Here is a 9,851-nt window from a genome sequence, read left to right as displayed (position 1 = left end):
CGCAGGTTCTTCTTCAGCTCGTCGGGCTGATACGGCGACTTGAGCGGATCGAAGACGATCTTGCCGGCGGTGTCCTTGGTCGGATCGGCTGTGTACTTGCGATAGCCGAGCACGCCGCTGGAATGCTCGTCAGGGCAACGGTCCCACCAGTAGGTGCTGGCATCGCCTTCCGTGCAGTCCGGATCGTTGATCAGGCCGTATTTCTCGAAGCGCTTGCCGCGCTCGCGGGTGTCGAGCCAGGGGTACCAGATGTCCGCCATGCCGTTCGGCACGGTGCGGGCGAAGTGCAGGTAGATCTCGTCCTGGTTGCCGAAGGTGCCCTTGAACCAGACGTCGCGGCCGCGCCGGGCCTGTGCGCGCAGCGCTTTTGCCTTGGCCGGATCGCTGGCTTCGACGTCCTTGAACAAGGTGCCGACATAGCGACAGGACTCGGTGTCGTAGCCGGTCGGCTGCGGCTCGCCGCAAGGCGGCGGTGCGGCCTGCGGGATCGGCGCGAACTTCCAGCTGATCGGCCCGTGCGTGTAGTGCTGGCCGCCATCGGGCCAGACCTTGCGGGCGGCCAGGGTCGCGTAAAAGTTTTCGTCGTACCAGGCGCGCTTTTCGTTGAGCTGCGGGGTGCCCTTGTAGGTGCCGAGCGGCAGCAGATCGCGCTTGGCGAGATCTTCCAGAGACACCGAGCGCAGGGTCATGCCGTACGGCGCATCGGCCACCGGCGGCGGCGTGACTGTCGAAGGCGCTTCAGGCTTCGCCGGCTTGCTGGCAGCACTGGCGAAGGACAGCATCAGGACCGCGGCCAGCACGGCCGCAGCAGACAGTTTCCGGTTCATCCGCATCCCCTTTTTGCGCCTTGGGACGCGCTCTTGAGGCGCGCTGGTGGACGAGTGTACCGGCGCATGCTGCGCTTTTCATACTGGGGCGTACTGATCTTGAATGCCCCGGATTTCACGAACGCTGTTCCCTGATGAAAGCTCAGTCGGCAGTGTGCAGCGCCCCGCCCAGCAGCTCGCGCAGCGTCCTGATCCGTTCCGAACGCACGGCTGCCTCGTAATCGATCGCCGGCACTCGCCCCCAGACCGGCGCCGGCCATGCAGCGTCGTTGTCGTAGCGGGCGATGTGGTGGACGTGCAGCTGCGGAACCATGTTGCCGAGGGCGGCGATGTTCAGCTTGGTCGGCGAGAACGCCGTCATCAAGGCTCGGGACAGCAGCATCGACTCGCGCAGCAATTGCTGCTGATCGGCCTCGCTCAGCTCGTGAATCTCGCGGATGTCGGCGCGGCGCGGCACCAGGATCAGCCAGGGATAGTGGGCGTCGTTCGACAGCAGCAGGCGGCTCAGGACGAAATCGCCGACCGGCACGGTGTCGGCCGCCAGGCGCGGATGCAGGGACCAGGTGGCGTCGTTCATTGTCGGGTCAGAGATCAGGATGCAGGCGCTTGCGCTCGGCGGTGTAATCCCACCAGGGCCTGGCGGCAGCGCCGTTGGCGAAGTCGACCGCGGCGATGAAAGTGTCGAGCACGCAGGGATCCTGGCGCTGGCCGGTCAGCTTGCAGAGCTGGCGATACAGCCGCAGCGGATCGGCGCCGCGCAGCTCCTGCGGCTGCTTGAGACCAAGCTGCACGAAATCGCCGGCCATCGCCGGACCGATGTTCGGCAGATCGGTGAAGCGCCGTGCTTCGGCGATGGTCGCGACTTTGAGCATGTGAGGAATCTCAGGCGACAGGCTTGGCCTTGTCGAGCGCGATCACCGAAACGGTCAGCCGCGAAATGCAGACCAGCCGATCCTGTTCGTCGACGATGCGGATTTCCCAGACCTGCGTGCTGCGGCCGATGTGCAGTGGCCGCGCGGTGCCGATGACGATGCCGCTGGTCGGCGGGCGAATGTGGTTGGCGTTGATGTCCAGCCCCACCGGCGCGCCGGTGCCCGGGGGAATGCACAAAAAGGCAGCGATGCTGCCGAGTTCTTCGGCCAGCACGCAGGACGCGCCGCCATGCAGGCGGCCGAACGGCTGCACCGTGCGATGGTCGACCGGCATCGTGCCGCGCAGGTAATCGACGCCGATCTCGGTGACTTTCAGGCCGAGATGACCGCCGAGGCTGTTCTGCGGAATCGGCCATTCCTGACCAATGGTGACTGGCTGTTTCCAGATGCTCATGTGAATGATTGAAGGGGTGAGAAAGAGGGGCCGCCACTTTAACGCGACTGCCGGGCCGACTTGCTCGCTTACACTCGGTGCCCTGACTGAACAGCTGGAGGATCGCGCATGACCCGAACTGCTTTGCTGGTCGGCGCCACCGGTCTGGTCGGTGCGGCGCTGCTCGATCGTCTGCTGGCCGCGCCGGAATACGCCACGGTGATCGTGCTCGGTCGCCGTGCGCCGACGCGCACTCAGGCAAAGCTGCGCTTCGTGCAGTCCACGCTCGAAGACCTGGATGGCCTTGGCGATCCGCTGCTTGCCGATGATCTGTTCTGCTGCCTCGGCACCACCACCAAGGCAGCCGGCGGCAATGCTGGATTGGAACGGGTCGATTACACGATGGTGCTCGCCGTGGCTCGCGCCGCGCAGGCGGGTGGCGTGACGCGCTTCTTCGGCGTGTCCGCCGCCGGGGCGAGCACGACATCGCTGGCGTTCTATTCACGGCTCAAGGCGCGCATGGAGCGCGATGTGGCCGCGGTCGGCTTCGCGTCCACGCAGTTCTTCCGGCCGTCGTTGCTGCTGGGTGCGCGCAGCGAATCCCGTCCCGCCGAGGCGCTGGGCCAGAAGCTGGCGCCGCTGCTGTCTCCGCTATGCGTGGGGCCGCTGCGCAAGTACCGGCCGATCACGGCGGAAGAAGTCGCCGATGCGATGCTGCTGAAGGCGCGGCAATCGGCTAGCGGCGTACAGGTGCACTCCCTGCCACTCTGAAGTCGCAGGGAGTGCGCAGGTTCAGCGGGCGCGTTCCGCGTTGTCGTTCTTGACGAACTCGATGAACGCCTTCAGCGCGGCCGGCTGCTGGCGGCGGCTGGGGTGGTACAGGTGCAGGCCGGGATAGTAGGGACACCAGTCGGCAAGCACGCGCTGCAAGTGGCCAGCCTCGATCAGCGGCAGCACGCGGGCTTCGAACAGATAGGCCAGGCCATTGCCGGCGAGTGCGGCTTCAAGCACCAGATCCCAGTCGGTCAGTGTCAGGCGACCATCGACTTCGATGCTCAGCTCGGTGCCGCCGCGCTCGAACTCCCAGCGATACAGCGCGCCGCTCAGGAAGCGCTGACGGATGCAGGGATGGGCGTCGAGATCGCGCGGCGTTTGAGGAATGCCGTAGCGCTCGAAATGCTCCGGCGTGGCGACCACCGCCGAGCGCTGTCTGGGGCCGATCGGCAGGGCGATCATGTCGCCGGCCAGGGTCTCGCCGAAACGCAGGCCGGCATCGAAGCCGGCGCCGACGATATCGACCAGGCCATCGTCGACGACGATCTCGAGGCGCACATCCGGATAAGCCTTCAGGAACTTCGTGGCCACCGGCAGCAGGGCCAATTGCACGGCGGCACGGCCGGCGTTGATGCGCAGCGTGCCGGCCGGTTTGCCGCGCAGGGCATTGAGGTCTTCGAGCGCGTCCTGGATGTCGCGAAATGCCGGCGATACGCGGGCGTACAGGCGCTCGCCGGCTTCGGTCAGGGCGACGCTGCGCGTGGTGCGGTTGAAAAGCCGGAGATCGACGCGCTCCTCGATGACTCTCAGCGCATGGCTGAGCGCGGACGGCGAGACGCCAAGCTCGACCGCCGCCTTGCGGAAGCTGCGGTGGCGGGCAACGGCCAGGAAGGCGGAGAGGTCGGAAGGAGAGAGTCTGCTCATTACTGAATAAAACTCAGTAGATCATCAAAAACTGGACTGATTGTTTCAACAGTACCCCAGGCTTACCGTGCTTGCACTCCGGCAAGACACCCGAACCGGCCTCGCAATCCACCCAGGAGAAACACCATGAGCAACGACACTTCCAAGGCTTCGACCACCGCCCAGCCCCGCGTCTGGTTCATCACCGGCGCCTCCCGCGGCTTCGGCGCGCTGATCGCCGAGCAGGCCCTTGCCGCAGGTGATGCGGTGGTCGCCACCGCCCGCAACCCGGCGACGGTCACCGCCCGCCTCGGCGAGCATCCGCGTCTGCTGCCGGTCGCCCTCGACGTGACCCGCGACGATCAGGCGCATGCAGCAGTCGCGCAGGCCCTGAAGCAGTTCGGTCGCATCGACGTGCTGGTCAACAACGCCGGTTACGGCCTGCTCGGCGCGGTCGAGGAATCCAGCGCCGAAGAAGTGCAGAAGGTGTTTTCCACCAATGTCTTCGGCCTGCTGGCGGTGACCCGCGCGGTGCTGCCGCAGATGCGCGAACAGCGCAGCGGCCACGTGATCAACCTGTCGTCGATCGGCGGCTATTCGGCGGCGTTCTCCGGCTGGGGCGTCTACTGCGCGACCAAGTTCGCCGTCGAAGGCATCAGTGAATCCCTGGCGATCGAACTGGCGCCGCTGGGCATCAAGGTCACGGTGGTCGAGCCCGGTTTCTTCCGTACCGATTTTCTCGACGACAGTTCGCTGGTCAAGGTCGCGCAGAACATCGGCGACTATCACGAGACCGCCGGAGCGATGCGTGACTTCGCGGCCGAGCACAACCACCAGCAGCCGGGCGATCCGGCCAAGCTCGCGGTGGCGATGTTGCAGTTGGTGAATGCGAAGAACCCGCCGGTGCGTCTGGCGCTGGGCAGCGACACGGTGGCGCGGATCGAGAGCAAGAACGCCAGCGTGGCCAAGGAGCTGAACCAGTGGCGTGCGCTGGCTCTGTCGACCGACTTTGCCGCGGCCTGAGCCTTGTGCTCGGATCGTGGTCGGGCGCTGATGCCCGATCACGATCCGGGAGCCGTTGCTTCCCGCGAACCCATCGTCCCAGGCACGCTCTCTGCAAGGCTTGCAGGTGAGCGCAACTCGCCTGAGAAAGGATTCTCGTCGTGCAAGCCTTCCTTGAATATCTGCGTAACGAGGCGCCGCCGTGGGCTCTGACCGGCGCCGCCGCCGCGGGAATCCTGCTGTTGGTGCTGCTGGCCATGCGCCTTCTGCGCGCGGCGGCAACACGCGCCACCAGTCATCTCACGATCCTGGGCCTGATCGTCCGGCGCACGAATCCGCCAGTGACGACCCTGGCGGCACTCACCGCGCTCGGGCTGGTGTGGCAGGCCGCCGCGGACGAATTGCCCTTGATCGGCCCCTTGCGCCATACCACCGGCGTGCTGTGGATTGGCGCGATGACTTGGCTGCTGTTGCGCTGCGTGGCGGTGGCGGGCGAAGCCATCGTTCAGCTCAACCCCTACGCCAACGCCGCGGACAACCTGGTCGCACGCACGCGGCTCACGCAGGCCCGAGTACTCACGCGCACGCTATACGTGGTGATCCTGGTCCTCGGCGTATCGATTGCGCTGATGACCTTCCCCAGCGTGCGCCAGGTGGGGACCAGCCTGCTGGCCTCGGCAGGCATCGCCGGCCTTGCGATCGGCCTTGCGGCCAAGCCCGCGCTGGGCAACCTGCTCGCCGGTCTGCAACTCGCACTCACCCAGCCGATCCGCATCGACGACGTTCTCGTGCTGGAAGGCGAATGGGGAAGAGTGGAAGAAGTGACCGGCACCTACGTGGTGGTGGCCATCTGGGATCAGCGCCGACTGATCGTGCCGTTGCAGTACTTCATCGAGAAACCATTCCAGAACTGGACGCGCCAGAGTTCGGACATTCTCGGCACCGTGATGATCTGGGCCGACTACCGCCTGCCGGTGGATCCGATCCGTGGTGAGGTGACGCGACTGTGCGAGCAGGACAAGGACTGGGACGGCCGCGTGGGCATCGTGCAGGTCACCGATACCAGCGAATCGCAGATGCAGCTGCGCGTGCTGCTTTCATCTTCCGACTCGGGGCGCAACTTCGATCTGCGCTGCCGCGTGCGTGAAGGCGTGATCTCGTTCATCGCGCGTGAATTCCCGCTGTACCTGCCACACCTGCGCGCCGAAATCATGAAAGGCGAGAAACCCGAAGGATCGCCGCCACCACCGCCCAACGCCGACACGCCGGCCACTTCACCCACGCCCAATGCGGCTTGAGACATCGGCGACTTCAGATACTCGAAAACTTGCTGTGGAATGTTGATTTCATCTGCAAACTCGACCCTAGTTGAACTCGTTTTCGAGCCGCATCCGCAGTTCCGCGAACTGCGCCAGTTGCTCGGCGCTGGAAACCGGGTACTGCAGGTTCAGGTTTTCCAGCGTGCGGACGATGACGTCGGCGACGGTCGCGCGCATGTACGGCTTCGAGTCCGCAGGAATCGCGTACCACGGCGCCCAGGGGCGTGAGGTTTCGTTGAGGGCGTCTTCGTAGGCCTGCATGTAGGCGTCCCAGTGCTCGCGCTCGGCAACGTCGGCGGCTTCGAACTTCCAGTTCTTCTCCGGCTCGGTCAGGCGGGCGAGGAAACGCTGGCGCTGTTCTTCCTTCGAGACGTTGAGCCAGAACTTGATGATCACCGTGCCGTTGCGGGCCAGATGACGCTCGTGATCGCGGATCGAGGCGTAGCGCTGCTTCCAGAATTTCTTCGGATGCTTGCCGATGCTCAGGCGCTGCGCGTCGAGGAATTTCGGATGCACCTTCACCGCCAGCACTTCTTCGTAGTAGCTGCGGTTGAACACGCCGATGCGGCCGCGCTCGGGCAGGCGGCAAGTGGTGCGCCAGAGGAAGTCGTGGTCCAGTTCTTCCAGGCTCGGGCGCTTGAAGGCATGCACCTGGCAGCCGGCCGGATTGACGCCGGACAGCACGGCGCGAATCGTCGAATCCTTGCCGGCGGCGTCCATCGCCTGGAACACCAGCAGCACCGAGTGATGATCGTGGGCGAAGAGGATCTTCTGCAGATCGTCGAGCTTGGCGATCTCGTCGCGCAGCCGGTCTTTCTGCACGTCGTCGTCCGCAGCACGCTTCGGCGGCGCGGTACGCGCCTTGTCGACGCGAAAGCTGCCGTCGTCCGGGACCCGATAAGGGCTGCCGTCGACGATCGGTTTCTTGCTCATGGCGTCACCGGATTGCCCAGGAGATTGCCGGGTCCCGGAAGGACATAGAACAGCACACTGAAGTAATGAAAAATGCTGCCGGCGAGCACGAACAGATGCCAGATCGCGTGGTGGTAACGCAGGCGGGTCGAGGCATAGAAGATGGTCCCGAAGCTGTATGACAGGCCACCGGCCAGCAGCAGCCACAGGCCACCATTGGGAATCGCCGCGATCATCGATTTGCCGGCGACCACGCCGCACCAGCCCATCAGCAGATACACCGCCAGCGACAGCCATTCGAAGCGGCCGGTGGTGAAGATCTTGAAGACGATGCCGACGGCGGCCAGGGCCCAGACGAAGATGAACAGGCCGATGCCCCAGGGGCTGTCGCGCAGCGCGAGCAGGGTGTACGGCGTGTAGGTGCCGGCGATCAGCACATAGATCAGGCAGTGATCGAGCACCCGGAAGATGTGCTTGGGCCGCGGCATCGGAATGCTGTGGAACAAGGTCGAGGCTGCGTACATCAGGATCAGCGCGCCGCCGAAGATGCTGCTGGCCACCAGCTCCCGGGTGCCGCCGTAGAGCACGGAGCGGGCGACCAGCACGCACAGGCCGACGATCGCCAGCAGCGCGCCGAGGCCGTGGGTCAGGCTGTGGACCAGTTCTTCGCCGAAGCTGTAGAGGTTGTGGGTCGCTTCGCGGATTGCGGCGATGGCGCGTTGTTCGCCGGCCGGCGCGATATCGGCGTCGGCATCCGGCTCCGGCGAGTGAGGCTGTAGTTCAGGAATGACGAGGCTCCACGTTCAGTGCTTCAACTTTCAGGGTCGCGCCATCGGCGCCGATCACTTTGACCAGGCTGCCGGCCTTCAGTGCCGGGCCGGATACGCGCCAGACGGAATCATCAAGCCGCGCCTGGCCGATGCCGTTCTCGATGTCGGAAACCAAGGTCAGCTCTCGGCCTATGGTGTGCCGGCCGCGCTGGTTCAGGCCGTTGTCTTCGGCATCATTGCGGGTCAGCGGCCGGTACTTCAGCCACAGCACCACCGCCGCCAGCGACAGCACCGCGAACATCACGATCTCGCCGGCCCAGCTCAGGCCCGGGATCAGCCATGCGGCCAGGCCGGTGACGAAAGCGGCGAAGCCGATCCACATGAAGAAGGTGCCCGGCGTCAGGATTTCGGCGACCAGCAGCAGGAAGCCGAGCACCCACCAGTGCCAGAACACGAAGCCGTCGGTGATGATTGCGTCCATGAGTCTTGCTCCCGTTCGCGGCGACTCAGTACTTCGTTGTGGCCTGCGCGGACGCCGCTTTCGCGAGATCGGCAATGCCGCCGATCGCGCCGATCACGCTGGCCGCTTCCAGCGGCATGAACACCAGCTTCTGGTTCGGGCTGGTGGCGATGTCCTTCAAGGCTTCGATGTATTTGGTGGCGACGAAGTAATTGATCGCCTGCACGTCGCCCTGGGCGATGGCGGCGGAGACCCGCGCCGTTGCATTGGCCTCGGCTTCGGCCTGGCGCTCGCGGGCTTCGGCATCGCGGAACGCGGCTTCCTTGCGGCCTTCGGCATCGAGAATCGCCTGCTGCTTCATGCCTTCGGCGGACAGGATCTGCGCCTGCTGCGCGCCCTGGGCCTTGAGGATGGCGCTCTGCTTCATGCCTTCGGCTTCGAGGATCGAGGCGCGCTTGTCGCGCTCGGCCTTCATCTGCCGGCCCATGCTTTCGACCAGATCCATCGGCGGCCGGATGTCCTTGATCTCGATGCGAGTGACCTTGATGCCCCAGGGCGAGGTCGCCTGATCAACCACTGCCAGCAGGCGGGTGTTGATGTGATCGCGCTGCGAAAGCAGCTCGTCGAGATCCATCGAGCCCATCACCGTGCGCAGATTGGTCTGGGTCAGATTGAGGATCGCGTACTGCAGGTTCTGCACTTCGTAGGCGGCGCGGGCGGCGTCGAGCACCTGGTAGAAGACGACACCATCAACGCCGACCATCGCATTGTCCTTGGTGATCACTTCCTGCGACGGCACGTCGAGCACCTGCTCCATCATCGACAGCTTGCGGCCGATGCGATCGACGAAGGGCACCAGCCACTGCAGGCCGGGCGTGAACGTCGCGCGGTACTTGCCGAAGCGTTCGATGGTGTATTCCGTGCCCTGCGGCACCGTGACCACGGCCTTGAACAGCGTGACAAGGGCGAATGCGAGCAGCGCCAGCGCAAAGATCGACATGGGGTTACTCCGGTAGACGCCTCGATTCTACCCGCCGATCTGTGAGTGCCTTGTGTCGCCGGTGATTTCGCTCAGTTCGCGGCGACAGCGGCCATCGCCTTGATCCGTTCGACCATCGCGTAGAAGCCGTTGCGGCGGTTCATCGACAGATGGCTTTCCAGGCCCAGCTGCGCGAACGCGGCCTTGATGTCGGTATCGAGCACCTGTTGCGCGGTGCGGCCATCGGTCAGCGCCAGGATCAGCGCGATCAGGCCCTTGACGATGTGGGCGTCGGAATCGCCGCGCAGATGCAGGCGGGAGTCATCGCCGACTTCGCCGGCCAGCCAGACCTGGCTCATGCAACCGCGCACCTTGTTGATCTCGCTGTGCTCGGCGTCCGGCATGGCCGGCAGCTTGCGTCCGAGTTCGATCAGGTAGCGATAGCGCTCCTCCCAATCGCCGAGCAGGTCGAAGGTATCGACCAGTTCCTGCAGCGCTTCGTTGTCTTGCGTGTTCAAGCGTCCGTCTTTCATGTCTTCGCGTACTTGAACCATGTTACGGCGAAACCGGCTGGTTAAGCTGCGGTCAGACCGTCATCAC

The 9,851-nt window shown here is 64.9% G+C and carries 12 protein-coding genes and 1 pseudogene; 3 read left to right on the top strand and 10 right to left on the bottom strand.

Features of this window, described 5'->3' with window-relative positions; all coding sequences use genetic code 11:
- From Q0D45_RS07715 to Q0D45_RS07700, 4 genes and pseudogenes are all read right to left on the bottom strand, one after another.
- A pseudogene (locus tag Q0D45_RS07715) lies at nt 1-827 on the bottom strand (hypothetical protein); the annotation flags it as partial.
- 142 nt (nt 828-969) lie between these two features.
- Complete coding sequence (locus Q0D45_RS07710) at nt 970-1,404, bottom strand: HIT domain-containing protein (protein WP_293390817.1); 435 nt, start codon at nt 1,402-1,404, stop codon at nt 970-972.
- Between the two features lie 7 nt (nt 1,405-1,411).
- Nucleotides 1,412-1,699 carry a helix-hairpin-helix domain-containing protein gene (locus tag Q0D45_RS07705; protein WP_293390814.1) on the bottom strand — a complete coding sequence of 96 codons (288 nt, stop codon included), beginning with the start codon at nt 1,697-1,699 and terminating at the stop codon, nt 1,412-1,414.
- 10 nt (nt 1,700-1,709) lie between these two features.
- On the bottom strand, nt 1,710-2,153 hold the full coding sequence (locus tag Q0D45_RS07700) for a hotdog fold thioesterase (protein ID WP_293390811.1): 444 nt from the start codon (nt 2,151-2,153) through the stop codon (nt 1,710-1,712).
- Nucleotides 2,154-2,261: 108 nt separating this feature from the next.
- Between Q0D45_RS07700 and Q0D45_RS07695 the strand changes: the two genes are divergently transcribed.
- Nucleotides 2,262-2,903: an NAD(P)H-binding protein gene (locus Q0D45_RS07695; RefSeq protein WP_293390809.1), complete on the top strand. Its 642-nt coding sequence runs from the start codon at nt 2,262-2,264 to the stop codon at nt 2,901-2,903.
- A 21-nt stretch (nt 2,904-2,924) separates the two neighbouring features.
- Here the strand turns inward: Q0D45_RS07695 and Q0D45_RS07690 are convergent, their stop codons facing one another.
- On the bottom strand, nt 2,925-3,830 hold the full coding sequence (locus Q0D45_RS07690) for a LysR family transcriptional regulator (RefSeq protein ID WP_293390806.1): 906 nt from the start codon (nt 3,828-3,830) through the stop codon (nt 2,925-2,927).
- A gap of 126 nt (nt 3,831-3,956) precedes the next feature.
- On the opposite strand from Q0D45_RS07690, the gene Q0D45_RS07685 reads away from it, so the two are divergent.
- Together Q0D45_RS07685 and Q0D45_RS07680 are read left to right on the top strand one after the other, a co-directional pair.
- Nucleotides 3,957-4,832, top strand: coding sequence for an oxidoreductase (locus Q0D45_RS07685; RefSeq protein ID WP_293390803.1), 876 nt, complete (start codon nt 3,957-3,959; stop codon nt 4,830-4,832).
- Nucleotides 4,833-4,972: 140 nt separating this feature from the next.
- The gene (locus Q0D45_RS07680) at nt 4,973-6,109 is read left to right on the top strand and encodes a mechanosensitive ion channel domain-containing protein (protein WP_293390800.1); all 1,137 of its coding nucleotides are present in this window, start codon (nt 4,973-4,975) and stop codon (nt 6,107-6,109) included.
- Between the two features lie 66 nt (nt 6,110-6,175).
- Here Q0D45_RS07680 and Q0D45_RS07675 read toward each other — a convergent pair whose 3' ends face one another.
- From Q0D45_RS07675 to Q0D45_RS07655, 5 genes are all read right to left on the bottom strand, one after another.
- The gene (locus Q0D45_RS07675) at nt 6,176-7,063 is read right to left on the bottom strand and encodes a polyphosphate kinase 2 family protein (protein WP_293390797.1); all 888 of its coding nucleotides are present in this window, start codon (nt 7,061-7,063) and stop codon (nt 6,176-6,178) included.
- Nucleotides 7,060-7,692 carry a hemolysin III family protein gene (locus tag Q0D45_RS07670; protein WP_366946380.1) on the bottom strand — a complete coding sequence of 211 codons (633 nt, stop codon included), beginning with the start codon at nt 7,690-7,692 and terminating at the stop codon, nt 7,060-7,062. Before Q0D45_RS07670 ends, Q0D45_RS07675 begins: the two co-directional genes overlap by 4 nt.
- A 130-nt stretch (nt 7,693-7,822) precedes the next feature.
- Nucleotides 7,823-8,293, bottom strand: coding sequence for an NfeD family protein (locus tag Q0D45_RS07665; RefSeq protein WP_293390794.1), 471 nt, complete (start codon nt 8,291-8,293; stop codon nt 7,823-7,825).
- A gap of 25 nt (nt 8,294-8,318) precedes the next feature.
- On the bottom strand, nt 8,319-9,272 hold the full coding sequence (locus tag Q0D45_RS07660) for an SPFH domain-containing protein (RefSeq protein ID WP_293390791.1): 954 nt from the start codon (nt 9,270-9,272) through the stop codon (nt 8,319-8,321).
- Nucleotides 9,273-9,343: 71 nt separating this feature from the next.
- Nucleotides 9,344-9,784 (bottom strand): SufE family protein, encoded by a 441-nt coding sequence (locus Q0D45_RS07655; RefSeq protein WP_293390788.1) that lies wholly within the window; start codon nt 9,782-9,784, stop codon nt 9,344-9,346.
- Nucleotides 9,785-9,851 lie beyond the last annotated feature (67 nt).

The organism is Nevskia sp., assembly GCF_023266035.1.
Classification (GTDB): domain Bacteria; phylum Pseudomonadota; class Gammaproteobacteria; order Nevskiales; family Nevskiaceae; genus Nevskia.
Note: the sequence above shows the minus strand (reverse complement) of the source record. Positions and strands in the feature narration are given on the sequence as shown.

What these genes read in the sequence shown, in the direction of transcription:
- Q0D45_RS07710 (WP_293390817.1), bottom strand. Translation starts at nt 1,404, where the DNA reads ATGAACGACGCCACCTGGTCCCTGCATCCGCGCCTGGCGGCCGACACC.
- Q0D45_RS07705 (WP_293390814.1), bottom strand. Translation starts at nt 1,699, where the DNA reads ATGCTCAAAGTCGCGACCATCGCCGAAGCACGGCGCTTCACCGATCTG.
- Q0D45_RS07700 (WP_293390811.1), bottom strand. Translation starts at nt 2,153, where the DNA reads ATGAGCATCTGGAAACAGCCAGTCACCATTGGTCAGGAATGGCCGATT.
- Q0D45_RS07695 (WP_293390809.1), top strand. Translation starts at nt 2,262, where the DNA reads ATGACCCGAACTGCTTTGCTGGTCGGCGCCACCGGTCTGGTCGGTGCG.
- Q0D45_RS07690 (WP_293390806.1), bottom strand. Translation starts at nt 3,830, where the DNA reads ATGAGCAGACTCTCTCCTTCCGACCTCTCCGCCTTCCTGGCCGTTGCC.
- Q0D45_RS07685 (WP_293390803.1), top strand. Translation starts at nt 3,957, where the DNA reads ATGAGCAACGACACTTCCAAGGCTTCGACCACCGCCCAGCCCCGCGTC.
- Q0D45_RS07675 (WP_293390797.1), bottom strand. Translation starts at nt 7,063, where the DNA reads ATGAGCAAGAAACCGATCGTCGACGGCAGCCCTTATCGGGTCCCGGAC.
- Q0D45_RS07665 (WP_293390794.1), bottom strand. Translation starts at nt 8,293, where the DNA reads ATGGACGCAATCATCACCGACGGCTTCGTGTTCTGGCACTGGTGGGTG.
- Q0D45_RS07660 (WP_293390791.1), bottom strand. Translation starts at nt 9,272, where the DNA reads ATGTCGATCTTTGCGCTGGCGCTGCTCGCATTCGCCCTTGTCACGCTG.
- Q0D45_RS07655 (WP_293390788.1), bottom strand. Translation starts at nt 9,784, where the DNA reads ATGAAAGACGGACGCTTGAACACGCAAGACAACGAAGCGCTGCAGGAA.